25 protein-coding genes are annotated in these 26,089 nt (G+C 57.4%); 14 read left to right on the top strand and 11 right to left on the bottom strand.

Going from position 1 to position 26,089, the window contains the following annotated elements; genetic code table 11:
- Positions 1-26 precede the first annotated feature (26 nt).
- Positions 27-1,112: an MlaD family protein gene (locus FTW19_RS24110; protein WP_147650108.1), complete on the bottom strand. Its 1,086-nt coding sequence runs from the start codon at positions 1,110-1,112 to the stop codon at positions 27-29.
- 111 nt (positions 1,113-1,223) lie between these two features.
- Positions 1,224-1,610, bottom strand: a complete 387-nt coding sequence (gene acpS / locus FTW19_RS24105; RefSeq protein WP_147650107.1) for a holo-ACP synthase — start codon at positions 1,608-1,610, stop codon at positions 1,224-1,226.
- 117 nt (positions 1,611-1,727) lie between these two features.
- Between acpS and FTW19_RS24100 the strand changes: the two genes are divergently transcribed.
- A complete protein-coding gene (locus FTW19_RS24100) occupies positions 1,728-2,084 on the top strand; it encodes a hypothetical protein (protein ID WP_147650106.1) in 357 nt (118 codons plus the stop codon).
- A 14-nt stretch (positions 2,085-2,098) separates the two neighbouring features.
- Entirely contained in the window at positions 2,099-2,851 is a 753-nt protein-coding gene (locus FTW19_RS24095; protein ID WP_187143157.1) for an ABC transporter ATP-binding protein, read from the top strand.
- Positions 2,852-2,946: 95 nt separating this feature from the next.
- On the opposite strand, the gene FTW19_RS24090 is transcribed toward FTW19_RS24095, so the two are convergent.
- From FTW19_RS24090 to FTW19_RS25960, 3 genes are all read right to left on the bottom strand, one after another.
- Positions 2,947-3,861 carry a bestrophin family protein gene (locus FTW19_RS24090; protein WP_246153472.1) on the bottom strand — a complete coding sequence of 305 codons (915 nt, stop codon included), beginning with the start codon at positions 3,859-3,861 and terminating at the stop codon, positions 2,947-2,949.
- The gene (locus FTW19_RS24085) at positions 3,858-4,487 is read right to left on the bottom strand and encodes a carbonic anhydrase (RefSeq protein ID WP_147650105.1); all 630 of its coding nucleotides are present in this window, start codon (positions 4,485-4,487) and stop codon (positions 3,858-3,860) included. Before FTW19_RS24085 ends, FTW19_RS24090 begins: the two co-directional genes overlap by 4 nt.
- 223 nt (positions 4,488-4,710) lie before the next feature.
- Positions 4,711-4,863: a hypothetical protein gene (locus FTW19_RS25960; RefSeq protein ID WP_187143156.1), complete on the bottom strand. Its 153-nt coding sequence runs from the start codon at positions 4,861-4,863 to the stop codon at positions 4,711-4,713.
- 120 nt (positions 4,864-4,983) lie between these two features.
- Between FTW19_RS25960 and ndk the strand changes: the two genes are divergently transcribed.
- From ndk to FTW19_RS24070, 3 genes are all read left to right on the top strand, one after another.
- On the top strand, positions 4,984-5,400 hold the full coding sequence (ndk, locus tag FTW19_RS24080) for a nucleoside-diphosphate kinase (protein WP_147650104.1): 417 nt from the start codon (positions 4,984-4,986) through the stop codon (positions 5,398-5,400).
- A 420-nt stretch (positions 5,401-5,820) separates the two neighbouring features.
- Entirely contained in the window at positions 5,821-6,870 is a 1,050-nt protein-coding gene (locus FTW19_RS24075) for a hypothetical protein (protein WP_147650103.1), read from the top strand.
- 63 nt (positions 6,871-6,933) lie between these two features.
- Positions 6,934-7,563 carry a TetR/AcrR family transcriptional regulator gene (locus FTW19_RS24070; protein ID WP_147650102.1) on the top strand — a complete coding sequence of 210 codons (630 nt, stop codon included), beginning with the start codon at positions 6,934-6,936 and terminating at the stop codon, positions 7,561-7,563.
- Positions 7,564-7,830: 267 nt separating this feature from the next.
- On the opposite strand, the gene FTW19_RS24065 is transcribed toward FTW19_RS24070, so the two are convergent.
- Complete coding sequence (locus tag FTW19_RS24065) at positions 7,831-9,060, bottom strand: SGNH/GDSL hydrolase family protein (protein ID WP_147650101.1); 1,230 nt, start codon at positions 9,058-9,060, stop codon at positions 7,831-7,833.
- Between the two features lie 32 nt (positions 9,061-9,092).
- Between FTW19_RS24065 and FTW19_RS24060 the strand changes: the two genes are divergently transcribed.
- The 4 genes from FTW19_RS24060 (at position 9,093) to FTW19_RS24045 (ending at position 16,708) form a co-directional block, all read left to right on the top strand.
- Positions 9,093-10,022, top strand: coding sequence for a type I phosphomannose isomerase catalytic subunit (locus tag FTW19_RS24060; RefSeq protein ID WP_147650100.1), 930 nt, complete (start codon positions 9,093-9,095; stop codon positions 10,020-10,022).
- A 1,051-nt stretch (positions 10,023-11,073) separates the two neighbouring features.
- The gene (locus tag FTW19_RS24055; RefSeq protein ID WP_147650099.1) at positions 11,074-14,607 is read left to right on the top strand and encodes a carboxypeptidase-like regulatory domain-containing protein; all 3,534 of its coding nucleotides are present in this window, start codon (positions 11,074-11,076) and stop codon (positions 14,605-14,607) included.
- Positions 14,608-14,795: 188 nt separating this feature from the next.
- Positions 14,796-16,331, top strand: a complete 1,536-nt coding sequence (gene exaC, locus FTW19_RS24050; RefSeq protein ID WP_281292408.1) for an acetaldehyde dehydrogenase ExaC — start codon at positions 14,796-14,798, stop codon at positions 16,329-16,331.
- On the top strand, positions 16,331-16,708 hold the full coding sequence (locus FTW19_RS24045) for a DUF779 domain-containing protein (protein WP_147650098.1): 378 nt from the start codon (positions 16,331-16,333) through the stop codon (positions 16,706-16,708). Before exaC ends, FTW19_RS24045 begins: the two co-directional genes overlap by 1 nt.
- Before the next feature lie 380 nt (positions 16,709-17,088).
- Here the strand turns inward: FTW19_RS24045 and FTW19_RS24035 are convergent, their stop codons facing one another.
- Positions 17,089-17,688 carry a TetR/AcrR family transcriptional regulator gene (locus tag FTW19_RS24035; protein WP_147650096.1) on the bottom strand — a complete coding sequence of 200 codons (600 nt, stop codon included), beginning with the start codon at positions 17,686-17,688 and terminating at the stop codon, positions 17,089-17,091.
- Positions 17,689-17,790: 102 nt separating this feature from the next.
- On the opposite strand from FTW19_RS24035, the gene FTW19_RS24030 reads away from it, so the two are divergent.
- The 4 genes from FTW19_RS24030 to FTW19_RS24015 are packed head-to-tail and all read left to right on the top strand — an operon-like array spanning position 17,791 to position 22,510.
- The gene (locus FTW19_RS24030; protein ID WP_147650095.1) at positions 17,791-19,224 is read left to right on the top strand and encodes a TolC family protein; all 1,434 of its coding nucleotides are present in this window, start codon (positions 17,791-17,793) and stop codon (positions 19,222-19,224) included.
- Between the two features lie 23 nt (positions 19,225-19,247).
- Positions 19,248-19,484, top strand: a complete 237-nt coding sequence (locus tag FTW19_RS24025) for a YtcA family lipoprotein (RefSeq protein WP_187143155.1) — start codon at positions 19,248-19,250, stop codon at positions 19,482-19,484.
- Positions 19,485-19,499: 15 nt separating this feature from the next.
- Complete coding sequence (locus FTW19_RS24020; RefSeq protein ID WP_147650093.1) at positions 19,500-20,687, top strand: biotin/lipoyl-binding protein; 1,188 nt, start codon at positions 19,500-19,502, stop codon at positions 20,685-20,687.
- Positions 20,688-20,689: 2 nt separating this feature from the next.
- The gene (locus tag FTW19_RS24015; RefSeq protein ID WP_147650092.1) at positions 20,690-22,510 is read left to right on the top strand and encodes an FUSC family protein; all 1,821 of its coding nucleotides are present in this window, start codon (positions 20,690-20,692) and stop codon (positions 22,508-22,510) included.
- 192 nt (positions 22,511-22,702) lie between these two features.
- Here the strand turns inward: FTW19_RS24015 and FTW19_RS24010 are convergent, their stop codons facing one another.
- Positions 22,703-22,969 carry a hypothetical protein gene (locus FTW19_RS24010; protein ID WP_147650091.1) on the bottom strand — a complete coding sequence of 89 codons (267 nt, stop codon included), beginning with the start codon at positions 22,967-22,969 and terminating at the stop codon, positions 22,703-22,705.
- Positions 22,970-23,560, bottom strand: coding sequence for a hypothetical protein (locus FTW19_RS24005; RefSeq protein ID WP_147650090.1), 591 nt, complete (start codon positions 23,558-23,560; stop codon positions 22,970-22,972). It abuts the gene before it with no gap.
- A gap of 355 nt (positions 23,561-23,915) precedes the next feature.
- Between FTW19_RS24005 and FTW19_RS24000 the strand changes: the two genes are divergently transcribed.
- Positions 23,916-25,211, top strand: coding sequence for an acyltransferase family protein (locus FTW19_RS24000; protein WP_147650089.1), 1,296 nt, complete (start codon positions 23,916-23,918; stop codon positions 25,209-25,211).
- On the opposite strand, the gene FTW19_RS23995 is transcribed toward FTW19_RS24000, so the two are convergent.
- Together FTW19_RS23995 and FTW19_RS23990 are read right to left on the bottom strand one after the other, a co-directional pair.
- Positions 25,129-25,437, bottom strand: coding sequence for a hypothetical protein (locus tag FTW19_RS23995; protein ID WP_147650088.1), 309 nt, complete (start codon positions 25,435-25,437; stop codon positions 25,129-25,131). The two genes, FTW19_RS24000 and FTW19_RS23995, sit on opposite strands and share 83 nt — an antisense overlap.
- A gap of 34 nt (positions 25,438-25,471) precedes the next feature.
- Positions 25,472-26,026: a hypothetical protein gene (locus tag FTW19_RS23990; RefSeq protein WP_147650087.1), complete on the bottom strand. Its 555-nt coding sequence runs from the start codon at positions 26,024-26,026 to the stop codon at positions 25,472-25,474.
- Positions 26,027-26,089 lie beyond the last annotated feature (63 nt).

The raw sequence follows: 26,089 nt of genomic DNA, 5'->3' as shown, positions 1-26,089 counted from the left end.
CATGTATTGGAGAACGATAAAGACTCTTAGAACACCCGGAAGTGGATGGTCAGGTACTTCTTCGGGTCGCTGCGGATGGTGTTGACCAGGCTGTTGGAGCTGGTCAGCAGGGTGTTCACGTTGTTATACATCGCGTCATCCTTCACGAGTTTGCCTGCCGTTCCTTTGCCTTCATCGATGCCGGTGATCAGGTCATCCAGTCGGGTAACGGTGTTATTCAGCTTCTTGGCAAAAGTAGGGTCTTTCAGCAGGAGCCCCAGACCGCCCTTACCCGCGTCCGCTTCCGCGAGGATAGAGTTCGCGTGCGCGAGGGTGGAGTTCAGGTTGTTATATAGAGCATCGTCTTTCAGTAGCTTGCCTGCGCTGCCCTTGCCGGCATCGAGCTCTGAAGCAATGTGGTCGATCTTTGCCGTTGTGGAGTTGAGGCGGTTGTACACCTCGTCATCCTTCAACAGCTTGCCGATCGAACCCTGTCCGTTGTTCAGGTTCTCCGACAGACGCTGCAATTCGGCAACGGTTTTGTTCGCCCGGACATAGAGCGAATCGTCATAGATGAGTTGGCCGATAGCGCCTTTACCGCTGGCGATGGTATCGACGATGCGGTCAAGCTTGGCAAGAATTACGTTCAGGCTCTCGATCGTGCCCTGGCTGGACTTGACGACATCCTGCAGGTTGGGCGTATCGAGGGTCTTCAAGACATCTCCGTCCTGCAACAGCGGTCCGGTCGCAACCTGGCTGTTGAGATCGATTACCGTGTCGCCGAGAACACCGACGGTGGAGAGCGCGGCAGTGGTGTCCCTATGCAACAGTGACTGGTACTTGGCGTCGAGCCTCAGGCTGGCTTCCACAGGCATGAGCTTGCGCGCGGGATCGTCTACGACTCGCACTCCGGTCACATTTCCGATGGTGACACCCTGCAGGGTTACCGGTGCTCCGACTTTCAGGCCGGCGGAGTTATCGAAGTAGACGCGCACCATGAGCTTTTTAGAGAAAAGGCTGGCGCCCTGAGAACTGGTGAGCAGGAAGATGAGGACGATCAACAGCGTGAGCGAGATCAGAACAATCACGCCGACTTTCAACTGCGACCAACGCACTTCCTGGGTGCTGGGCATATCTCTCCTTTAATAACTACGCGTCTTATCTAGTGCTTCAGGAAGCATTAGACCATGCGGGGATCAGGGTTCCTTTTATGCGATGTCATTCAGGTGCTAAAGGTTTCAAAATCAGCAACCTGGACCTTCCACGATAACCGTGGCGAGCGCCATCCCGCGGGTGTGCGTCAGTGAGAGATGGGCTGCGGCGATTCCCATGGCTACAGCGCGCTCAGCGGCGCGGCCTGTGAAATGAATCGTCGGCCGCTCGCCCGGTTGCCGGCGGACCTCGATCTCCTGCCAACTGATACCGCGGCTGATTCCAGTGCCCAGAGCCTTGGCTGCCGCTTCTTTGGCTGCAAAACGGGCGGCAAAACTCTCTTCCGAGGCTCTTTTGCGGAGGCAGTAGGCGATTTCACCAGGTGTGAAGATCCGGTGAAGGAAGCGGTCACCAAATCGGGCAATGCTGTCCCGTATTCGGTCAATCTCTGTCATGTCCGTGCCAATCCCCAAAATCACCCTTCCATTGTGACACCGAGGGTGTGTCTGGTAACCAAGAGTAACTATTTCATCCTCCGGTGGTGTGATGACTTCTCCATGGAGGCCGATGAACCGGCAAGAGGTTAATTGCTTTCCATGCGAGCGATTCATAGCTACACATACGAAGACCAGGGGCGTTTGGTGGTGAACCTGGCGCGCGCAATTCGAAAGAGCGGCGGCCAGCTGTTGCGGGAAGAACCGTTGAGCGAACATGCCTTTGGTATGGAGCTGGAACTGCCGTTGAATTGCATCATTGACCTGTACGGCGAACTGGTGCGTTCAGGCTTGGAGTTTTCACGCTCTGGACAATCAACTCTCGCAGAGTTGTGCACCGTGCAGCGCCATATCCGTCCCCGGCAGGCTCGCGACCTTGTGCACCTTCGTCTCGAGGTGAGCCTGCTGCAGGGCATCAGCCTGGAGTCGTTGCTCGCGACCAGTGGCCCCGCTGCCTGACGGCAGGGGGTTGGATGGCACACCCTGGAGCCTGTACACTGACCGAGGTGCCGCCCATCATTCAAGCACAGAACCTCGGCAAGACGTACCGCTCTGGCAAACTGGAAGTCCCGGCTCTTCGGAATGTGAACTTCTCGGTAGAGCGAGGTGAGTTCGTCGCCATCGTAGGACCTTCCGGATCCGGAAAAAGCACGTTGTTCTATCTGCTGGGGGGATTGACGCAGGCGACGCATGGCTCCATCAAGATTGATGGAGTCGACTTCGCCCATCTTTCCGATTCAGAGCGCACCAGGCTGCGGCGGTCACATATCGGGTTTATCTTTCAGCGGTTCAACCTGTTGCCGACGCTCTCCGCGCTCGGCAACATCGAGCTGGCTTACGATATTTCGGGACTGAAAGCGCCGATGGATCGTCATCTGCTCGATCATCTTTCGGAGATGCTGAATATCAAGGGGCGCCTCGAGCATCGTCCGAATGAACTTTCGGGCGGCGAACAGCAGCGCGTTGCCATCGCGCGCGCTCTGATCACGCGGCCCTCTATTGTGCTGGCCGATGAGCCAACCGGCAATCTGGACACGAAGAACTCCGATGTGGTGCTGGCCATGCTGCGCCAGTCATCGAAGGAGATGAACCAGACCGTGATGATGATTACCCACAATCCTGAAGCCGCCCAGATCGCCGACCGGGTGATCACGGTACGCGACGGTGAAGTCGTGGCAATCGATCTCGGCCGCAGCTCAATGGATATTGTGCATAACGCCTACTAGGCGAATTGAATAATTGAAGAATGGAATGATTGAAGAATCGGGTCGGAGCGACCCTTCATTCAATTATTCATTTATTCAATCATTCAATTTCTTTCTTACCAAAGTACCCCGTCGATCGGCCGTTCCAGGGCCGGGATCTCTTTTTCGGCCAGCATCTGGCGGAGATTCACTTCGATGGTGCGGCAGATGGCTGTGAGCGGGATATCGAAGATGGTGTTGCTGAAGGGGTCTTCGAGATCGGTTCCGATCTGGTTCAGCGCCAGGAAGATGAGGCCCACACCGGTGGAGCCGAGGGGTGTCCACCAGCCCAGGTTCCCCACCATGGCGATCGGCAGCAGCAAACAGTAGAGATGCACGAAGATCCGCGGAAAGTAGTCGTACTGGCGCGGCATCGGCGTGTTCTTGATGCGCTCTGATCCGCCCTGGGCATCGCACAGACGGCTGAGGGTGTCATCCATGTTGGCCCATTGGCGCTCGTTGATCCAGCCATTTTCATAGGCCTCGGTGACCAGCAGACCGATACGTTTCTGAATCTCAAGGGCGACATTCTTCTCATGTTTCAGCAGCATGATCTCTTCCTGGGGAAGAATGTCTTTCAACTCCCACCACGGTTCCAGACCACGCAGTTGCTGACGCAGACAGTTAACCCACGCGATCTGCAGCAGCACGATGCGACGCTGCAGGTACTGCACGTTCTGGACATCCTCTTCGGTCACGGGGCGGATGGCGGTAACGGCTTGCCGCGCGAGCGTGCGGGAGTTGTTCACAATCGCACCCCAGAGCGTCCGCGCCTCCCACCATCGTCCATAGGAGGAGTTGTTGCGGAAGCCGACGATCACGCCGATGGCCGATCCCAGCAGGCTAAGAGGGATGGCTGGTTGCGCGATCCACCGCAGATGCATGACCTTGAAGGCCACCACCACAATCACATCGAAGCCGAACAGCAGCGCCAAGGGCAGACCGACGTACTTCGCCATCTGGCGCAGCGGTGGATGGTTGATCGTGATCAAGCGCCGGCTCCAACCGTCGATTCGAACTTGTTTTTCTGGTCGTCGTAGATGCGGACGTCGCCTTTGGCAATGTCATAGACCCAGCCGCCGACCGTCAACTCGCCGCGTGCCATGGCGCCGGCCACTGCAGGATGGGTCTTCGCATGCGTCATCTGCATCAACACATTCTGCTCGGTGAGATTGGGAAGCATATTCGCTTCGGGAGCGATCTCTCGCGTTACGCTCAGGGCAGCTTCGGCATTGCGCAGCCAGCGGCGGACCGTCGGCATCTTCTCGGTCGACTCCGGTTTAAGCAGAGCCTTCATGGCGCCGCAATCGGAGTGACCGCAGATGACAAGGTGCTTTACCTTCAGCGCGGTAACGGCGTACTCAATCACAGAGGAGACGCCGCCGATCATCTCGCCGTAAGGGGGGACGAGATTGCCGATGTTGCGCATGACAAAGAGTTCTCCCGGCCCTGACTGCGTGATCAGCTCCGGATCGATACGCGAGTCGGCGCAGGTAATGATGAGCGTATGCGGCTCCTGCGGCTTGCTGACGGCTTCCAGATAGGTTTCGCGGAGCTCGGGGTAGATCTCTGTCTGAAAACGGTGAATGCCTTGCTTCAGATGCTCGCGGACGTCCATGAACACTCCTTGGAAAATAGGGTCTCTTTGGGCTTCGATCATCTTAGCTGATGGGTGCGATGCCGCACGCACTTGTGTAGGCGTGTAAAGCCGCCGAGACCTGGCTCTCTCCGTTTAGCTTTTTGGAGAAAAATCAGAGAAAAGCAGATCTCTACGAGATGACAAACAAAAGAAACGGCATCCCGGGAACATACCCAGCGACAGGAAAAATGCTTAGGGTCGCTCAGGAGCTGCGCTTGCGGTAGTAGGTGCCTGCCGCGAAGAAGGTGGCTGAAAGCAGAAGGCTGACCAGGGCGTGCAGCCGCGAGCCGCTGTAGATCGCCAGCCAGGCGTTCCCCAGCCAGACTGCGCAACCGATATACCAGATGCTCACCATCCATGGCCTCATAGTAGTGAGACGCAGGTGCAGGGCGCCGCGTTTTCGGACCTTGTTTTACACTTGATTAGGACTATTTCCAAGAAAAATCGCACATTTGCGAGGGAGCCCGAGCAGTTCATGTCACAGCGCACGTTCAGCATCATCAAGCCCGACGCCGTCCGTAAGGGGTACGCAGGCGCCATCCTGGCCGAAATCGAGAAGGCCGGATTCAAGATTGTTTCCATCAAGAAGATCTCCATCTCGAAGACACAGGCAGAGGGCTTCTACTACGTCCATAAGGAGCGCCCGTTCTTCGGCTCCCTGACGGACTTCATGAGCTCGGGCTCCATCATCCCGATGGTGCTGGAAAAGGACAACGCGATTGCCGACCTGCGCAAGCTGATGGGCGCCACCAACCCGGCAAATGCCGAAGAGGGCACCATCCGCAAGAAGTTCGCCGGTTCCATCGAAGAGAACGCGATCCACGGATCGGACGCAGAAGAGACGGCCGCTTTTGAGATCGGCTACTTCTTCGCCGGTCTTGAACTGGTCTAGAGCATTTTCCCTGTAGGTGTCTTGTAGGGCTTCGGCATTTATGGGCGTTTTCCGCAATGAAAACGCCGCTGCACGCCCCTTTCGGGATACCAAGCAACAGGGAAAATGCGCTCTAAACGGATTCTTTAGAAAGACCTGCAGGAAAAGGGGCGCTCCCGGAAGGGAAGCGCCCCTTTTTCGCATTTTTCCTGTTGGCTGGGTATCTCGTGAGCAATGTGCAGCGGCGTTTCTTTGCGGAAAACGCCCATCGATGCGGAAGCCCGGCTCCACACCTACAGGAAAAATGCCCTAGCGTTTTCGTAAAAGTTTTCGGAATGGGCGATTACGGATTGACATTCGGCGCGTATTAAGAAATACCTACTAGTAGGTATTTTATTTAGAGAGGTATTTCCCCTTATGTTCTGGCGCTCCGGAGCTTCTTTGCTTGTCCTTATACAGGCAATTCTTTTTCTTCCGCATCAGGCCTTCGCGTCTGCTGCCATTCAGCCGCAACGGCCTGTTACGTCGTCCCGTAAGCCATCGTCCGAGGACTCATGGACGATCTCACACGCACAGCACGCGTACGGCCTTCCCGAGGTGAAGCCGAAGCAGAAGGGAACGCTTACCCTGGACAGCCAGAACATCACCTTCACCGGCAAGGCCGTCTATCGCATTCCGCGCGCTTCAGTCATTGCCATCAGCGACGGCTCAGAACGCGTGGAGATGTGGGGCATGAAGGGGCGCTTGCTGCGGATGGCAATTCCCAATGGCGGCGGGCTGGCAGCCGCCGGATTCATGCATCACAAAGAAAGCTCGCTAACGGTGGAGTTCCGCGATCCGCGCGGCGGATATCATGCGGCGGTATTTGTTGTGCCGCCGGCCGATGCTACGTTGGCAATGGCCACCTTCGCTCCGCGCACGGATGACGCAGCCTCAGCAGCGGAGCCGGTGGACATCACCGCTCCGGTTGCCAATGTGTGCGAAGGCGCCACCGTCAAGCCGGGCAGCGTCCTGATTGCTGCTCCTGTTTGGGAGCAGGTGGAGGTGCCGGCGTCCTATCGTGCTCTTGTGTATGAACACCTGGTGGATCGTATGCGGCGCGTTCAGGGCGTAAGCCAGGTCTACCGCGAAGGAGAACCCGGAGCACAGCACGGTTGCCCACAGTCAACAGTGCGCATCGCAATTGCCGGCTTCCGGCCGGGAAGCCAGGTCAAGCGGGCGATGATGGGGCCGGCAGGATTCTTCACCGGCACAACGCAGATGAACTTTCATGTCACGATGAGCGATCAGGCAGGCGTGTGGAACGTGAATGACGATGTAAAGGCGACTGTGCGCGGCGAGTCCGAGAGCAAGAATATTGCCGACAGCGTGGCGAAAAACGTCGCCAAACGCTATGTCTTAGAGCGAGCGAAGTTCGAAAAGAGCCAGATCGTATTCAGCCAATCCGGGAAAGCTAACTCACAAACCCAGCTATCGGCGGCACAGCGCTAAACACAAAGACAAACGCCGCCTCTTCAGGGAGGCCACCCCGGCGGCGAAGAACGGCTAGCATAGATGACGATGACGGCAGTTAAACCGAATAAACACGAACTAAGGACAAAAGAGACACGCGAGCTGTTGTTACGCTCTGCCGAGACCATCTTTGCCCGCGACGGTTATGAAGCCGCCGACCTTTCCGAGATAGCAGCCCTGGCGGGACGCACCAAGGGCGCGATCTACGCACACTTCAAGAGCAAGGAGGATATCTTTCTTGCTCTGTGGGAACACCATGCGCTGCGCTATCGCACCCAGATGGAAGAGCGGCTCGCCCACTCCACCGGCGTTGAACAGAACCGCGAAACACTGCGACAGTTCTATCTCGGCCTGTTGAAAGACAGAATCTGGGGCCAACTCATGCTGGAGTTCAAGCTCTTCTCACTGCGTCATCCGGAAGCAAAGGAAAGACTGCAGCAGCGGCTGGCAAATCTGCATCCTGGCAGCCGTGAACAGCAACTGACATCAATCCTGGGATCCGCCGGGCGAAAGAAAGATGCGATCAGTAGAGCGGCCGCCGTCATGATGATTCAGCCGATGGTCTCAGCGCTCATCGTCGAGTCGAGCCTCGACGAGTCATTCCTTACGGAAGAAATCCTGACGAAGGCTGTCGATCGGATCTTTGAGGCGCTGTTGCCACCCGGGGCGTAGTAGATATTGATTTCACAGAATAGGTTTGCTTAAGGGCACGGCTGCAGCCGTGCCGCATCGGCGCAGAAGAGATGCGGCTTTAGCCGCTGAGGTACACAAGCTATGCCCCCAGCGGCTAAAGCCGCACCTCGGGCTCTTCTATACGGCATGGCTAAAGCCATGCCCTTAAGCAAGACATTCGCACCTTCGGTGCGAAACGGTTGAATGACGCGCAACCCGCCGTATGCAAACGAGCCGCTTCGCTCCAAAGATCCAAAGTGCAACGCGCTACCGAAATAGCCGCAGATCGATGCCATCGGCCATCATCTGATAACCCACATCGCCGGGATGCAGATGATCTCCGCTGTCAGCCTTCTTCGCAAACTTCGAAGGCATTGCCGAATCGCGGACCATCTTGTCGAAGTCGATGACACCATCGAAGACCTTGCTGGTGCGAATCCATTCGTTGACCGTCTGGCGATCCTTCTCGCCTTCGGCGTTGAAATACGCTGCACCCTCGTATGGCGTCAGGGTAGCTCCGTAAACCTTGATCTGTTTAGCATGGGCGCGATCGACCAGCGTCTTCAAACCATCGATGATCTGCTGTGCCGTAACGGCCTCTTCGCCGGGCTGGGTGCCGGGGCGCGCGAAGTAAGTACGGCCAATATCGTTGATGCTCTCCAGGATCACGAGGTACTTCACTCCCGGAGCGCAGAGAACATCGCGATCGAAGCGGTCGAGAGCTTTGGGACCTGCGGCGTCGTGCAAAATGCGATTGCCGCTAATGCCCTCATTGAGGATGCTGAGATATTTGGTCTTCTTGTTTGTCGTCAACCGCGCGGCCAGAAGATCGGGCCAGCGATGATTGCTGTTGATCGACATGCGCGCGCCGTCGGTGATGGAGTCGCCGAAGGTGACAATCGCGGCGGACCGCTTACTGGTCGTGGGCACCAGGAGGTTCTTGAGGAAGATCCAATTACGGATCTCCTCTGGCTCAGGAAGATCGACGACCGTGCCCTGGTTGCCTGGAACCAGATACGCGCTCTGGTTCGCCAGCGGATGCTCGGTCAAGGTCGTAATCGTCTGCGCCGGCACCTCCAGGCTGATGGAGAGATCCGAGAAGATGGGCAGCATGATCTTGATGTCGTCACTGGTGACGAACTGGCCCGGTGCGATGGTGACATTGGGCGAGCCGGAAAAGGTGACCGGATGCGCTGTGCCGTCGACGATAGTATCGTCGCTTGCGAAGAAGCCCACCGATGCCGCGGAGATAGTCAACGGCTCCGTGCCGAACTCGTTGGTCAACGAGAGACGCAACGTCTCGCCGCCCTGGCTGATGTGAACCGTCTGGCGAATCGTCATCGGAGCGGAGCCCAGCGCGGTTTCATTCTTCACGGAGACGGGTGAGGCGGCCCAGGTACCGATCCAGCGGTCTTCAGCTTGTGCCACACCGGCGGTGCACCCAAGCGCCAAGGCAAGCAGACAGAGGAGAGAGGTCTTCTTCTGTGTGTAACGCATTGGCTAAACTATAACCAGTTCACGTGAATCCTATGCCTTCCCTGAATCCATTCCGCTTGAAGCCGTCACTCGTGGCCCGCATCTGGGGTCGTACCAACCTCGCGCCGTGGTACACCGATCGCCCCGTAGAAAAGATCGGCGAGTCGTGGCTGACCGGGGAACAGTGCACCGTGGAGGGTGGTCCGTTTGCGGGCCAGACTCTGCGCGAGCTCAGTGCTGCATACCCGGAAGAGCTTCTGGGAGAGAGCAAAGCTCTTGGCGAGTTCCCGCTGCTGCTGAAGCTGCTGTTTCCCGATGACAAGCTCAGCGTGCAGGTGCATCCGAACGACGAACAGGCCGCGAAGAGGAACAGCCAGGGAAAGACCGAGTGCTGGTACGTCCTCGATGCCGAGCCGGGAGCCACTGTCGCTCTGGGCTTCAAGGATCCGAAGGTTGCTGTCGAGCAAGTGCGCGAGGCCATCAAGCAGGAGAGGCTCGAAGACCTGCTGCACTTTGAGCCGGTGAGTGTCGGTGACCTGGTGTATGTGGATGCCAACACTGTCCATGCCATCGGGCCGGGAGTCACCTTGCTGGAAGTCCAGCAGACCTCTGACATTACCTATCGCCTGTATGACTACGGCCGTCCACGCGAGCTTCATCTCGAAGAGGGACTGGCGGTGATGAAGGCCGCGACGGCGGCGGGGAAGCGCGCTCCGGTTCAAAAAAACGGCTTCACACGATTGGTCGAAGAGCGCTATTTCAGCGTCGACCGCGTTGAACTTGCTGCCGGAGCAATGCTGGATGTAGCGGCGCCCGGGAAGCCGCAGTGCCTGGTACTGCTGTCAGGAGAAGCTACGCTGACCTCTGAAGGGGGCGATACGCTTGAGCTGACACCGGCCTCGGCTGTCGTGATACCCGCCGCCACGAAGCAGGCCGTGCTCAAGGCAGGCAGCGACTGCGTGGTTGTGCGCGCAATCGTCTAGCGGAGCGTCGACAAATTCCGAAGCAGTGGACACTCATTGCCCCCATTTTCGCGGTTTAGAGCATGTTCCTCGCTATTGGGTATCCGGAAGGGCCTGAACCGGGGAGCCAAGGGCTTTCGGACAGGCACTATAAGCGCTGAAGGCGCGCTCTATATAGAGCGCGCCTTCAGCGCTTTATCTGCGGGCTAACCCCGCTGAAACACCCCATCCATCAAGGCGGGCTGGCGCCCCTTAGCTCCCACACGATTCGAACTTCGCTAGAATCGTCGCCTGGAACGAAGGCATGTTTCATCCTCTCGGGAAATGCCGATTGACACGTGCGTTTTTTCGCGCGTAGGATGCCGTCCGGTTTCCGGGTATCGGCTGTTGAGAACCTTCCAGCGAGCAGGCAGATGCAGGCTACGTTACCCGTATTTCAGAGCCGATGTTGGCTCGCAGAGCGTTTCCCGGGAGCTCCAGAACAGCCGCTTGTCGCATGTCCTGGAGGGCTCCTGAGGAAACTGTATGGTAAACCCCAAGGTGCGCCGACAACGTTCGTCGCACCTCCTTTTTCACACTCGTTGTAAATGCGGTATTGACACCCGATTTGTGGCATGCGTAGGATGCCGTTCGCCTTCAAAAAGAGGAGGCAAGCGGTCGTGAATTGATTCGTCTCAATGAATGGTTTGCTCCGCTGGAATGGTTTTACGCGGCAGAATTGCCGCATTACGGAAGATGGGGGTGCCATGCAGCGATATCAAGTGAACCGGCTTCGTGGGTGTTCCAGGCGAAGTCCGCTCTCGTGGTGAGCGGCAGGCAGCGCCGAAAACACCAGAAAAAGTAAAAAGAAAAACGCTTCACAACGATTTTTTGGTTGTGATATAAGCCCGCAGTCAAAACGAACCGCAATTTTTCTGCAGCGAAGGAATCGGCTTTGCAAGCAAAGCCGAAAGAAGAATTCTCGATTCGGGGCGACGTAAACAAAGGAAGCAGGCGCTAATTTTGAGGCGTCTCAATTCTGCACTACCAGGGTCTTCTGACCCGAAGTAAGAAATGATTTTGGAGGCTAACCATGATCAGATACAGCAAGCCAACAGCTTCTGCTGGCAGCGGAACAAACGCTGTCTTGCGGAGGCCGTTCTTATCTTCCAGGGGTATTACCAGCGCCGCCAGGCGATCGCTGCTCGGTGTAATGCTCGCCGCAGCTCCTCTCTTCGTTCTCAACATTGCTTCGCCGGCAGCTTTCGGCCAGGCCAGCTCAAGCTCCGACGCCGCCGGTAAGGTGACCGATGCGACCGGCGCCGCCGTTCCGGGCGCAACGATCCACCTGGTCAACAACGGTACCGGCGCCGAGCGTATCGCGACCAGCAACAACGAAGGCGACTGGTCCATCCCCAACGTTCCGCCCTCCAACTACAAGATTCGCGTCGAGAAGCAGGGCTTTAAAGCCGCCCAGATTCCCTCGCTCGACATCGAAATCGGCAAGACGGCAAATGGTTCAGTCACGCTGAGCGTCGGTGAAGTGACGGACACGGTCGAAGTCAGCACGCTGCCTCCGCAGTTGCAGACGCAGGAAGCCACGGTTGGCCAGGTTATCGACCAGAAGCAGATCACCGACCTACCGCTGAACGGACGTAACGTACTTCAGCTCGCTACTCTGGCTCCGGGTGTTTCGCCGCCGCAGAGCGGCCAGACTGGTACGCCGGCCCAAACGGGTACGCAGACCACCAGCCGCCAGCTGTACATCTCAGTGGACGGTGGACGCGCTTCGTCGACGAACTACGTACTGGATGGCACCTATGTTCGATCGGTGCGTTTCAACAACATGTCGCTTCAGCCGAACGCCGACACAATCCAGGAGTTCAACCTGCTGCGTTCGACCTTCTCTACCGAGTATGGCCAGGGACAGGCTGTCGTCTCCATGGTCACGAAGTCAGGTACGAACACGATTCACGGCTCGGGCTATGAGTTCGCTCGTAATGCGATTTTTGATGCTCGTAACTACTTCACGACCGTTGCAGCCAATCCGGTGAAGCCGAACTTCACGCGTCACCAGTATGGCGGCACAGTTGGTTTTCCGGTCATCAAAGATAAATTGTTTCTGTTCGGCGGCTTTGAAGGTTTGAAGCTGACGCGCGATAACCCGACTTTCGCTCTATTCCCAACGCAGGCAGAATTGGCTGGTAATGCCGCGAATGCCGACCCCAGTGTTGCCGGCAACACCGCAGTCAAACCAGCAACGCCCTGCGTTCAGAACTCGACCAATAGCAACAACTGTGTTGGCATCAACATGCCTGCCAATTGGAATCCAGCTGCTTTGGGATCGAATCAGGCATCCAGTGTATTGGCGGCTACCTACCCTGTCCTGACAAGCGATAGCTATGTCAGCGGATACGGCACCAATAACTATGCTCTCACCCGTTCGTTTACTGAGAGCTACAACCAGTACACCATTCGTGGTGACTGGGTGGTTTCCACGAAGAATTCTCTCTTCGGACGCTATGTCAACTTCGACTCATCGCAGCAGACGCCCGCAGCGAGCGGTAGCTTTACTTCCAATCCGCTGCTTGGCCGTAATGCTGTGCTTGGTAACACCTACCTGATTTCGTCGAACATTGTGAACGAAGTCCGTGTGGGCTGGAATGAGTTTTACAACATCACCCTGGGTGTCCTGCAGGACAGCAGCAAGAACTGGGCTGCAGTTTCGGGTCTGAAGAATGTTACGGCCTTGAACAGCACTCGTCAGAATGGCCGCGCAGGCTTCACCATCAACGGGTACGGCAACGTTGGTGATGGTTCAGGTGACCAGGGTGGTCACGAAAATATCATCAGCATTGGTGATTCGCTCTCGATCGTGCATGGCAAGCACACCTTCAAGACCGGTTTCCAGTATCAGAACCGTCGCCTGTGGCAGATTGCCGATAACAATTCGCGCGGTGCAGCTACCTTCGATAACTGCACGAAGACCAACTGCATCTACAACGGAGTTGACTACAGCACCTATACGGACCCTGCTACCGGTAATCCGGTCCTCTATAACAAGTTCCAGAACTACGCTCGTGGTTTCTGCACATCGAGCTGCAACGGCAATGCCGGAACGACGATGGGCCACTATCGTGACAACACGTATGGCGCGTTCTTCAACGACACCTGGCAGTTCGGTCATGGCCTGACCTTCACGCTCGGCTTCCGCTGGGAGTACAACAGCCCGTTTGTTGAGCAGAACGGTCTGGAAGGCACGCTCGATCCGTCTACCCAGAAGGTTACGTTCAGCAAGGTTCCGTCTGGCATCCCGGCGTTCTACCTGGCGTCCGGATCGTACGAAGTCAACAAGACTTTCCGTCCTGGCATCATCGAGCCGAACTATAAGGGCTTTATGCCGCGTGTTGGCCTGGCGTGGGAGGCTCGTTCTGGAACGGTCCTTCGTGCCGGTTACGGTATCTATCTCGACAATCTGAATACGAACGAGCTTCAGTTCACTCGCTATGCCGCACCTCTGTACTACCAGCAGGCATTCAGTGCTTATCCGGTGGCACAGCTCTGGCCTGATCCGGTTGCAGCGGTGGGCGTAACCCAAGTGCCTTCGCCGTTCTCCATCCTTCCGAAGAACAGCCGTCCTTACACGGAAGAGTACAACCTGAGCCTGCAGCAGGATCTGGGCAAGGGGTTGGTCATGGAGTTGGCTTACACCGGCAGCCAGACACACAAGTCCTGGAAGCGTTATGACCAGAACATGTGTGTTCAGTATCCGTTCGTAGCGCCTTCGTGGGCACTTACGGGTCAGTGCGTGAACTCGCTTCGTCCGTACCCGGCGTTCGGCCAGGGCATCCTGACCAGCAGCACCCGGGGTGATGCCAATTTCCACGGCGGCTCGATCAAGATCGAGAAGCGTGCAAGAAACGGCCTCTTCTACCTTGGTAGCTACCAGTTTTCGAAGAACCTCGACAACTTCTCTGGCGAAGCGGCTGCAAACGATTCGTCGTTCGCTACCGATATGGGTTTCGACCGTTCGTACTCCAACTTCGATAACCGCAACAAGGCCGTTATCTCGGGTGGTTACGAGCTTCCGTTCGGTAAGGGTAAGAAGTGGGCTCAGAGTGGCGTGGCCAATGCCATTGCTGGTGGCTGGTCGTTACAGCCTGCCGTCCAGCTTCGTGGAGGCTATGCTTTCAACGTCTCCCGTTCTGGTTGCAACTTCGCCGCCTATAACGGATGCCGCGTCTTCCTGGCTGCGGGTAAGAAGGTTTCGGATGCATATCGTTCGAGCCCCTCGCCCTTCAACTGGTTTGATCCTTCCGCGTTCACCACTCGCTACGACGGTGTAGCGAGCACTGCCAGCACTGCCAACCCTGGAATTCAGGGCTGGGTGACACGTAATGCACTCCGTGGACCAGGCACTGCCAACGTCGATCTTTCGGGAATCAAGAACTTCGTGATTCACGAGCGGTTCCGTGCGCAGTTCCGTGCTGAAGCCTACAACATCCTGAACCGGGCAATCTTCTCCAATCCGGCCGCAAACATCACTGCTCCGACCGCTGTCGGTAAGGTGACGTCGACCTCGCTGGATAACCGCAGCATTCAGTTGGCGGTGAAGGTGACCTGGTAAACAGAACCGGAGGCTTCGTTCGAAGCCTCTATCAACCGAAGGGCGAGCCGGATGGCTCGCCCCTTCTTTCTTTAATCGAGAAGAGTTGCCTAGACCACTTGGCAACCATGCCTGCCGGGGAGCAGTATTTCCCGTGAAAAAGGACCGCTTCCGCCTTCACCCGGAAGCAGGAAAGGAAGGAAAATACTGTGGCTACTTCACCAGCCGTTCAGCTCGATCCAATGCACTACGGACACCCCGTTCCGTTTCGCAAACGCTATGGCAACTATATCGGCGGGGAATGGGTAGAACCCGTCTCCGGACAATACTTTGAAAACATCACCCCGGTAACCGGCAAGGTGTTGTGCGAGGTTCCGCGGTCTGGCGCTGCCGATGTGGAAAAAGCATTGGACGCCGCCCACAAGGCAAAGAAGGCGTGGGGCCGCACCTCCACCACCGAACGCTCCAACATCCTTATTAGGATCGCTCAGCGGGTTGAAGAGAATGTCGATCTGCTGGCCGCCGCCGAGACCTGGGACAACGGCAAACCCATTCGCGAGACTACGGCTGCCGATGTTCCGCTCAGCGCCGACCACTTCCGCTATTTCGCCGGCGCCATTCGCGCGCAGCAGGGCGGCATCTCCGAGATCGATCACGACACGATCGCGTACCACTACCACGAGCCTCTCGGCGTCGTCGGTCAGATCATTCCCTGGAACTTCCCGCTGCTGATGGCTGCATGGAAGATTGCGCCGGCGCTCGCTGCCGGTAACTGCATTGTCCTGAAACCTGCTGAGCAAACCCCGGTATCGATCCTGATGTTGTTGGAACTGGTTGGCGATCTTCTGCCTGCCGGTGTGCTGAATGTCGTCAATGGCTTCGGCCGCGAGGTCGGCAAAGAACTCGCCTCTAATCCCCGCATCAATAAGGTGGCCTTTACCGGTTCCACCGTGACCGGACGCATGATCATGCAATATGCGTCAGAGAACATCATTCCCCTGACCCTGGAACTTGGCGGCAAATCCCCGAACATCTTCTTCAGCGATGTCATGAGCGAAGACGATGACTTTGTCGACAAGGCGCTCGAAGGTCTTGCGCTCTTCGCCTTCAATCAGGGAGAGGTCTGCACCTGCCCATCGCGCGCTCTGATTCATGAGTCCATCTACGACCGCTTTATGGAGCGTGCTTTGGCGCGCGTGAAAGCCATCAAGCAGGCGAATCCGCTGGATGCCGACACGATGCTCGGCGCGCAGGCGTCAAAACAACAGTTCGAGAAGATCATGTCCTATCTCGATCTCGGCAAGAAGGAAGGCGCGGAGATCCTGATCGGCGGCGATGCCGCAAAGCTTGATGGCGAACTCGCCGGCGGTTTCTATATCCAACCAACCATCTTCAAGGGCAACAATAAGATGCGCATCTTCCAGGAGGAGATCTTCGGTCCGGTGCTCTCGGTGACCACCTTCAAGAACGATGATGAAGCCCTGGAGATCGCCAACGACACGCTCTACGGTCTGGGCGCAGGCGTGTGGACGCGTGATCTGAATCGCGCCTATCGCTTCGGCCGTGAGATTGAAGCAGGACGCGTGTGGACCAACTGCTACCACCTCTATCCGGCGCACGCTGCCTTCGGCGGATACAAACAGAGCGGTATCGGGCGCGAAAATCACCTTATGATGCTGGAGCACTACCAGCAGACAAAGAACCAGCTCGTGAGTTACAGCACGAAGAAACTCGGGTTGTTCTAATGTCTGATCTGCCACAACAGGTAACGGCTACCCCGGCGGCCTTGAGCTTGATCGATGAGCTCAAGGCCGCGCACGGGCCGTTGATGTTCTATCAGTCGGGCGGCTGCTGTGAGGGCAGCGCGCCGATGTGTTTCCCTGAGGGAGAGTTCCGCATCGGCAGCCGCGACGTAAAGGTAGGAGAGATCGGTGGGTTTCCGTTCTACATCTCACCTCAGCAGTTTGAGTACTGGAAGCACACGCAGATCATCATTGATGTGGTTCCAGGCTTCGGCGCAGCCTTCTCCCTGGAAGGCCCCGGAGGCTTGCAGTTCCTCACCCGGTCGCGTGTCTTTACCGACGACGAGATCGGCGCTCTCCGCAATGCTGGGCGCATCTAAGACGAGCGCCTATAACTTTGTCATCCTGAGCGTAAGCGAAGGACCTGCTTTTTCAGCCGTGCCGATACAGCGCGGCGAAAAGACGGCGGCTTTAGCGCTGAGGTCAAATCACGGTGTCGAGGCACTACATCCCCCACCGCATCTTTTTCTTTTGTCATTTCGTAGCGATAGCGGAGAAATCCGCTTCTCTGCTAACGCGCTGCCCTCAGCGGCTGAAGCCGCCTTCTGCTCAAGCCTGTACGGCACGGCTGAAGCCGTCCCCTTAAGCAAGGCATTCGCACCTTCGGTGCGAAATGGTTGCGCGCTGCGCAACGGCCGGTTGAGCAAAGCCGCGAACCGCTCCATGCTCTTTCCAGGTACTTCTTCATCAAGTGCACAGCTCAATCCCGCAACAACCGCATGATCGTATCCTCAGCGTCTTTAATGGCCTTCACCTTCGTAAGCCCATAAGCGCGAGGATGCGCGATCAGCAGCGCCGCCGTGCCATGCAGGCAGGTGAGCACCTGCCGCAGACGCATGTTCGAGGTAGCGACCGGCGTATCCTGCGGAAGCACTCTGCGGATGAGCTCGTGAATCGTCTGCAGGAACTCTTCGCCCAGACGTTCGCGTTCCGCGATCACACTCTCATCCGCATGCCGGACCAGGAAGACCAAAGAATAGTGATCCGGATACGAGACGGCAAAGTTTACTAGCGCGGAAATGAAGATGCGAATCTGCTCCCAGGGCTCATCCGCGGCTTCCATCTGACGGAACATCCGGCTGCTGAAGTCGGTATAGAGTTGGGCGCACAAATGCTGGGTCAGCGCTTCTTTATTCGCGAAGTGTCGATAAGCAGCCATCTGCGAACACCCAACGATCTGGGCGACCCGCCGCATCGAAAGGTGCTCGTACCCCTCCTCGACAAAGATCTGGCTGGCGGCATCGATGATGCGCTGGCGAAGGCCGGGCGACTCGTTTTCTGTCGGTTTCCGGGGTGACATGAAAATATCTTAGCATTTCATTGTTTACGGTGTATACTTCTTATTGTGTACGGCGTAAACAAATTCGAAAAGAACACGCCAGGCAATATTTTTCGCGCAGGCATGGCCGCGGCCGCACTTTTCTTAAGCGGCCCGCAGCTTCTTCCCGCGCAGCAGGCAGCAACATCAGGTTGCGAACAGGTCATTACCGCCCGGCAGGCCGGGCACTGTATCGGTGTGGCCTCGAGCTTTCATTCGATTCCAAAGCTCGATGACTCCCACAGCTACGGCCTCGCGGAGCTGATTGATATTGCTGAGAGTGCCAGTCCTGAATCACGAATCGCATGGGCGCAGGCAAAGCGAGCCATGGAAGCGGCAGGAGTGCAGCGCGCAGAGTATCTGCCGCTGCTGACCTTTGTCGCACAGGGAAGCGATCTACGTGCGATCAATCCTTTTCCTAAACCGCTGGCGCCGCGCGGATATGTAACTGTCGAGGTGCCTACCGCCGTCGCGCAAATGGAGCTGCAGTACCAGCTTCTGGATTTTGCGCGCGGACCGCGCCTGGAAGGGAGCAAGGCGTTTGAAGTTGCTTCAGCCCTCCGCTTCGGCCGCGCTCAGCAGACTGTCGCGTATCGTACTGCGACGCAGTTCTATCGTGTGCAGCAGGCAGCGGGCCAGCTTGTCGCGGCCAGGCAGATTCTGCAGACAGCGCAGACATTGCTTGCGAATGCACAGTCGCAGTTCGACAACGGGCGTGCAACACTGCCGGATGTACAGAACGCCCAGGCTGGAGCTGCCGGTGCACAGTATGATCTCGCCACCGCCGAAGGTGAAGTGCAGAAGGCAAAGCTGGCGTTGACCGAAGCCATTGGTGTTGAGCCGACCGCCACGATCGGGATCGTGGCGGTCGGCTCCGCATCTCCGGAGGCCTTCGATACGCCCGTGGAAGAGTTGATCGATAAGGCCTGGAAGAATCGGCCCGACCTGCTGGCGCGTATGCAGGATCTCAAGCGGTCCAACGATGCCGTCAAATCGGCTCGCGCGAAATATCTGCCGGGGGTAGGCCTGGTTGCAACCGGCGGACAGACCAACATGTGGCCGACAGCGGACTACGGACAGCTTGGTCCAGCGAGTGTATCCACCTGGTCGGCTGCGGTCCAGCTTCGCTGGGAGGTCTTCAACGGGGCGCGTCGACATGAGGTAACCGCTGCACTGGCTGAACAGAAGGCCGCTGCCGAAGAACAACGTGCAACCCAGGACGCGGTCACTCGCCAGGTATGGGAGTCGTATGTGGACTACAGGACCGCTATCGAGCAGGAGCGCTCGTCACAGAGCTTTCTTACGTCTTCTACGGTCTCCTACGAGTCATCGCTTGATGCCTTCCGATATGGCGTGCGGTCGCTCGTCGATGTCGTGCAGGCAGAGCGGCAACTGGCTCAGGCGCGGCTTGAGGATGTGCGCGCCCGCGCCCGCGTGCAGCAAAGCGCTGCGGCGCTTAGCTATGCAATCGGCAATCTGCCTTCGGGTAATGCTTCTACAACAGGATGGAAACCGTGAACGCGTTCTTCAGGTCCGTACTTATGCTCCTGACTCTCGTGCTGACAGCCGGCTGCGCACGTAATCCCAACGTTGAGATTGTCGGGTCGTACTTTCCCGGCTGGATGATCTCGCTCGCGCTCGGTGTTGCGCTTACGGCGCTGGCGCATCTGCTGTTGCGGCGTCAGGGTCTTCTGCACTCGGTCGGACACCCAGCCATCATTCATCCCGCATTGGTGGTGTTGCTTACCTGCCTGCTGTGGCTTTGCTTCTTTGCCTAAACAAGGACTTGCATTATGAATCTCAACGACAGACAAACTCTCGGCCGCCGGATCGGCATTGGCATCGTGGCAATAGCTGTGATTGCGCTTGCGATCGCTGTGATGCAGGTTGACCGCCATCCCCGCACCGACGATGCTACGGTACGGGCGAACGCCATCGCCTTTGCTCCTGAAGTCGAAGGCCGCCTGACCAAACTGCTGGTGAAGGATAATCAGGTCGTCCATAAGGGCGACCTGCTCTTCGAGATCGATCCTCGCCCGTATGAATATGCCCTGGAGCAGGCGCGCGCCGACCAGGCGATGCTGGAAGGTCAGATCAACGACGAACGCCGCCGCATTGCTACTGAGCAGAGCGGGGTTGTTGCCGCACGTGCCGGTATCCTGAATTCGCAGAGCGGTATCAGCGCAGCCCAGGCAAGTTATCAGGCGGCAACAGCCTCTGTGGAACGCGCCCGGGCGGCGCAGGCTGCTGCCGATGCACAAATGAAGTTCGCGCAGAACGACTACGACCGCATCGCCCCGCTCCTCGCCAAGCACTATGTCACTACCCAGCAGGTAGACCAGGCGGAGACAGCTCTGCGAGTGGCGAAGGAGTCGGTGCATCAGGCCTCGTCGCAGCTTTTGCAGGCACAGGCGCAGGAATCCATGGCGATGGCTTCGAAGCAGGCAGCCCAGGCTGGTCTGCAGGTCTCGCAGGCAAAACTTGGCGAGGCCGTTCATACCGTCGATACGCTGGAAACGCTGGAGGCACAGAGACCCAGCCGTGCTGCCAAAGTACATCAGGCCGAGCTGAACCTGGAGTGGTGCCAGGTGCGCGCCCCTTTCGATGGCTATGCCGTCAACATGAACATCTCTGAGGGTGCATATGCGCATCCGGGAACATCAATGTTCACGCTGGTCGATACGGGCAACTGGTGGGTGTTAGCCAACTATCGCGAATCAAAACTGAAACATATCCGGCCAGGGGATCATGTCGAGGTGTACCTGATGGAACATCCCAGTCAACGCTTTGACGGTGTTGTCGACAGCGTCGGCCGAGGCGTCTTTCCGGAAGATGGCGCCGTCACGAACGGATTTCCTAACGTGGATCGTACCTTGAACTGGGTTCATCTGTCGGCACGTTTCCCGGTTCGCATCCGCGTGACGGATCCAAATCCCGACCTCTTCCGCGTGGGTGCGACCGCGATCACCGTGGTGCGCTAGTTATGTCGACGCGTTTCCATCGCGGCACCATGCTGGAGTTGTTGCAGGACGAGCTTTCGCCGTATCCCGGTAGAACGGCAGGCGCTCTGCGCGACACGCTGGGGATCGTGCTTGCCGTGGTGATCGCCATGACGCTGCAGCTCCCCGGCTTCTCGCTCTCGGCGGCGCTGCTGTTGCTGATGCAGCGCGAGCGCCCTGGTCTGACATTGCGGGCCGGGTTGCAGATTCTTGCCGGCTGCGCTCTGGCGGCAATTGCATCGATCGTGTGGGTGCAGTTGACCGATGGTAACGAAGTGGCCCGCTTCCTCGGTGTTGCGCTCTGTGTCTTCGTCTCCGCCTTCTGCATGGCGGCAAGTACCCTGCCGATGCTGTGGACGATCTTCGGCTTCTACGGATTTGTCGATCTCGCCTACTGGGACGGCCATCACACTGCAAGTGCCGGTGTCTCGTACTGCTTGTTCCAGGTAGCTTCGCTCGCTCTGGTGCTGGCATGCGCCACGGCGGTGGAATATCTATTCGCCTCGCGTCACCCCGCCGAAGAGCTCAATCAAGAACTGCATCGCAGGCTGTCCGCGCTAGCCCGATTCTTTGCCGCCCTTGCGCAGGATGACCCTGACACGCGGCCGCCGGCGCTCCGCCGCGCGCATCGGGACCTGTTGCAGCTTGAACACGCTGGTGATTTCCGCCTGCACGAACTGTACGACCGTTTGCAGGGATCGGAAGAGGCAGCGCGGATGCCGGTTGGTCTACAGTACCGCATCGGTATTCTGACACGTGTGATTCGTAAGAGCGTGGTCTTTGGATTTACATCGTTCACAGCGGATGCCAGCGATGAACTGAAAGCCGGCGCCCGCACGCTGGCGGCACTGTGCGATCTGGCCGCAGCCGGGCAGCGTGTCGACCATGTAGCGCTCGCAGGTGCGCCGCGCGGACCCTTCGAAGAGATCTTCCGCGAGTTGCAGCAATATCGCGAGGTCTCAGCGGCTGCGGTGGATGTTGCAGGCCGTCAGGCTTTGGAGCGTCATCGCTCGAACGGTTTCCGATTCTTTCAGCCAGGAGTCTTCGAGCAGAGCGAGCAGGTAATCTATGCGCTCAAGCTCACACTCGCTGTACTCACCTGCTATATCCTCTATAACGCCGTGGCATGGCCGGGAATCCTGACGTGCGTCGTGACGGTGCTTTTTACAGGGCTGAACTCGACAGGTGCAATGAAGCAGAAGCAGCTTTACCGCTTTGCTGGAGCAGTGATCGGGGGGGTCCTTGGCATCGCGACAGTCTCACTGTTGTTTCCAAATATGGACTCAGTGACGTCACTCGTGGCAGTGCTTGCGCCGGTAGTCTTTCTCTCCGGTTGGGTGATGCGTAGCCCTCGTATCGGGTATGTCGGCGTACAGATCGGCTTTGCTTTTTTCCTCTCAACGCTGCAGGGCTTCGGTCCGCCGACTCAGCTCAACCCTGCGCGCGATCGCGTCATCGGCATCGCTTTGGGCATCGGGGTGATGTGGTTTGTCTTCGACCAGCTCTGGCCGGTACGCACCAGCGATGCACTCGGCAGCGCTCTGCGGAAGATCAATGGGGCAACATCGCGACTGCATACCCTGATGCTTCAGGCTGACGCTGCCGAGGTTGTCGCAGCCGAGTTTCAGCGCTTGCGCGGTATGGTCTCTGTCGAGCTGACGAACATGCAGCAGATGGACTTCGCTGCACAGTTCGAGATCGGCCGCCATCGCAAACGTGAGCTGGTTCGAACGCGGCGGCTGCTGCGTGAGATCGAAGGCGCAGCTGCCGAGTTCTATCGTGAAGCCGGCCGCATCCCGGCATAGATTGCACCGAGTAAAATTTGATGCGCTCTCAACGTTAGGGTGTATTGACATCTTCCAGATTGCCCATGCACGGCGTGTCCCATGTTTCTCGGGGACATGGGCCCGGCCTTTATTTCCCCGAGCACTCCTATCAATCTCTTCTAAATCGACGTTGGGATTGTAGAAATACGGCAATGCCTCAGATTCAAGGTCCTAGCTGCTGGGCGGGGTCAATGCCTTTGGGTTCGGCATAAGGTTCGCGATGTTCGCCGGCGTAATGGGTATGCCCGAGGCAGCAGCATACGCTGTCAGCGCCTTGGTGACCAGTGTCGCCAGTATCGTCAGGATGCTTTCAGCGACAGCCGCTTCATCCGAAATCTGCGGATAGGTAGTCTTGATGATCTCAAGCACGATCGCGGCGTCGCGTTGGATCTCCTCGGTTGTGCTGATGATGGCTGCCACAGGTGTATCGTTGCTCATTTACTGTCCTCCGAGATAGATCTGCTTGACGCTTACTACCGCCGGCCCCAGGTTGGACAAAGCGCCATTCAAGGCAGTTATCTGTACCGTCACATCGCTGTTCTGATCCACGGTCAGCTTCGCTGCTTCGTACACCTGAAAAGCCCGGACCGCCGCGGTTTGCGCGTTCTTTGCTTTGTAGATCGCGTCGTAGGACGCTTGCGTGTGAGGCAGCGTACCTGTCTCATAGTCGATCTGGGCTTGATCGATAAGGGCTTTGGAGGCCGACAGCGTTTGAAATGTCTTGCGCTCAAAGTCGTTGCAGCCTGTCAATCCGAATGAGCCCAGTAGCAGAGAGGCGACAAGGAGCGCTGCAAGTTTCGAGCCTGGCGTTCTGCTCTCCTCGACGGGAGGAAGTGGGCTCTGCTTCAGATATCCGGCAGCACTGACGATACCGGCAACAATGGCGACAACTGCAAGATGCTGTAGTCCCAGGAGCGTGTCGATATTGAATTTTTCAGAGTCCACCAGGATGGTGGCGAGAGAAGTGGCAGCGCCGCCGATAAAGGCCGCACCGAGGCCATGCAGCCAAAGCCGCACATTCTGAGGCATATTGTCTCCTTGATTTACTGCGAGATGGAAGTAATTGCCGTGAGACCACGGTTATAATTCGCGGTATGTGATCTCGCCAGCTGCTACAGTGCACAAACTAAAGCAAAAATCTGTTTTCTTTTCCCGCAAGGCGCCGAGAGTCAAAAACTGCCATGTCGCTCTTTCCGTATCGGTGTCCCCAATGCTTGTCATCCCACGCGGTGCGTGAATCGCACCCGCGCCTCTTTGACCTGCTTCCGCGTTTTCTGTTCCTGCGGCCCTATCGCTGCGAAAGCTGTCAGAGACGCTTTTATGCATGGAAGACGGGATGAATAAAGGCAGGCAGGAAAATCGACGGAGGCGTTAGACTGTGCTGGTGAGTCCCACGACAATCCCTCTGCAGACCCCCGTCCCTGTTGTCGCCGGCAACACCGATATAACTCTGCCAGAAAACCGGATCTTCTATCCCGCGCTCGATGGCATCCGGACCGTCGCCTTCCTCATGGTGTTCGCTCAGCATTATCTGTCGATTCCATGGGGCTGGTCGGGAGTCGATCTTTTCTTCGTCCTTTCCGGATTTCTCATCACGGGAATCCTGTACGACAGCCGCAACGACACACACCGGGTTCGTAACTTTTACGTGCGCCGCTCCCTGCGCATCTTTCCCCTTTACTACTCGGTCATGCTCGTTCTCCTGCTAGCTCAACCGGTCGCCCACTGGAACTGGAGCAAAACCTGGATTGTGTGGCCGGCCTACCTCGGCAACTTCGCGCGATTCCTCGGACCTTCGCAATACGGCGATCCGGTGCAGGCATTGGGAGACTTCCAGTTGCGCGGCTTCATCGGACATCACTCCCTGCAACTCAATCTTGGCCACTTCTGGTCGCTCTGCATCGAAGAGCAGTTCTATCTCGTCTGGCCATGGCTTGTGTTCTGGATCTGCGACCGCAGGAAGCTCGCTTCCATCTGCGCCTTATCCGTCCCTGTTGCACTGTCTTTGCGGCTTGCTGGTCACGCCTTTCTGCCTGGATGGATGCTCGACAACGAGGTTCTCTACCGCGCCACTCCATTCCGCATCGACGCCCTTCTTTTCGGCGGGCTCCTTGCCCTCGCTATCCGCAGCCGCTGGAAACAAGCCCTGCTCACCCTGTCCAGGTATCTCTTTCCCGCGCTTCTGGCGCTTCTGGCTCTCTGGGGTGTCTTCAGTCCGTATGGCCATATCTGGCGCCACCACTATCAATATCCGGCTTGGCATTTCACCTGGGGTCTGACGGCCATCGATTTTATTGCGGGATCGATGATCCTCGTCGCCATCCAGCCTCAGTGCGTTGTCCACCGACTCATGAATGTCCGTGCTCTTCGGGCCCTCGGGCGGATCACCTATGGCCTCTATGTCTTCCATGACATCCCGCACAACGCCTACGCCGCGCTGGCCGACCGCCTCATTCCCGTCCGGAATGCCAGTACTGCTCACGACCTGTACGCAAGGTCTCTGGAAACCCGATGCCTCACTGCTCTTCTGGCTCTGCTTGCCACGATAGTGCTGGCCTGGCTGAGCTACCGCTTCCTCGAAAGTCCCATTCTCAATCTCAAGGAACGCTGGACGATCCGAGGTTCCGCCAACAGAAAGCTCCGAGCATCTGTAATTGCAACGCCGATGGATTTGGCATAAGGCTCTCGATACTCGCAGGTGTAATAGGCGTACCCGAGGCGGCAGCATACGCTGCCAGCGCTTTGGTAACGAGTGCCGTCAGTATCGTCAGGATACTTTCAGCGACGGTCGCTTCATCCGAAACCTGCGGATAGGTAGTCCTGATGATCTCAAGCACGATCACCGTATCGCGTTGGATCTCCTCGGTCGTACTGATGATGGCTGCAACTGTTGTTTCAGTGCTCATTGACTCGCTCCGAGATAGATGTGTTTGACTCCCGCTACGACCGGCCCAGGTTGGACAGTGCGCTATTCAATGCAGCTATCTGCACCGTCACATCGCTGTTCTGATTCACGGCCAGCTTTGCCGCTTCGTACAACTGGAAGCCCCGAACGGCTGCGGTTTGCGCATCCTTTGCTTTGTTAATCGCGTCGTAGGACGCTTGCGTGTGAGGCAGCGTACCCGTCTCATAGTCGATCTGGGCCTTGTCGATAAGGGTTTTGGAGGCGGACAGTGTTTGAAATGTCTTGCGCTCAAAGTCGTTGCAGCCGGCCAATCCGAATGATCCCAGTAGTAGAGAGGCGACAAGAAGTGCTGCAAGTTTCGAGCCTGCCGTTCGGCTCTCCTCGACGGCAGGAAGCGGGCTTTGCTTCAGATATCCGGCAGCACTGACGATACCGGCAACAATGGCGACAACTGCAAGATGCTGTAGTCCCAGGAGCGTGTCGATATTGAATTTTTCAGAGTCCACCAGGATCGTGGCGAGAGAAGTGGCAGCACCGCCGATAAAGGCCGCACCAAGGCCGTGCAGCCAAAGCCGCATGTTTTTTGACATAGGTTCTCCTTGATTTACTGAGGAAGGTGGAAGTGTCGAGTGAGTTGGGTAGAGAAGCAGATG

Origin of the sequence: Terriglobus albidus, from assembly GCF_008000815.1 — a bacterium.
In the GTDB taxonomy this organism is placed as follows: domain Bacteria; phylum Acidobacteriota; class Terriglobia; order Terriglobales; family Acidobacteriaceae; genus Terriglobus; species Terriglobus albidus_A.
Note: the sequence above shows the minus strand (reverse complement) of the source record. Positions and strands in the feature narration are given on the sequence as shown.